General features: G+C 49.2%; 2 tRNA genes and 1 rRNA gene. All 3 read left to right on the top strand.

Annotation, left to right across the window (positions count from 1 at the left end):
- Positions 1–67: ribosomal RNA gene (locus ACLJNW_RS23070) — 16S ribosomal RNA — on the top strand; the annotation flags it as partial.
- Between the two features lie 69 nt (positions 68–136).
- A tRNA-Ile gene (locus ACLJNW_RS23065) sits at positions 137–213 on the top strand.
- Positions 214–322: 109 nt separating this feature from the next.
- Positions 323–398: transfer RNA gene (locus ACLJNW_RS23060), tRNA-Ala, on the top strand.
- Positions 399–547: the final 149 nt, after the last annotated feature.

Below are 547 nucleotides of genomic sequence, written 5' to 3'. Positions count from 1 at the left end.
ATTCATGACTGGGGTGAAGTCGTAACAAGGTAACCGTAGGGGAACCTGCGGTTGGATCACCTCCTTACCTTAAAGAAGCGTACTTTGCAGTGCTCACACAGATTGTCTGATGAAAAACGAGCAGTAAAACCTCTACAGGCTTGTAGCTCAGGTGGTTAGAGCGCACCCCTGATAAGGGTGAGGTCGGTGGTTCAAGTCCACTCAGGCCTACCAGATTCGCTCCCGTGCTTTGTTGTGGCAAAGCTCGCATACTTCAGTATGCTTCGCTTCACCACGCCGCGCCCGGAAACGAATCAAAGGTAAGAGGTTCTGACTACACGATGGGGCTATAGCTCAGCTGGGAGAGCGCCTGCTTTGCACGCAGGAGGTCTGCGGTTCGATCCCGCATAGCTCCACCATCTCGTGAGTGTTTACGAAAAAATACTTCAGAGTGTACCTGAAAGGGTTCACTGCGAAGTTTTGCTCTTTAAAAATCTGGATCAAGCTGAAAATTGAAACACAGAACAACGAAAGTTGTTCGTGAGTCTCTCAAATTTTCGCAACACGA

Origin of the sequence: Salmonella sp. SAL4457 (assembly GCF_046548235.1) — a bacterium.
Lineage (GTDB): Bacteria > Pseudomonadota > Gammaproteobacteria > Enterobacterales > Enterobacteriaceae > Salmonella > Salmonella enterica.
Note: the sequence above shows the minus strand (reverse complement) of the source record. Positions and strands in the feature narration are given on the sequence as shown.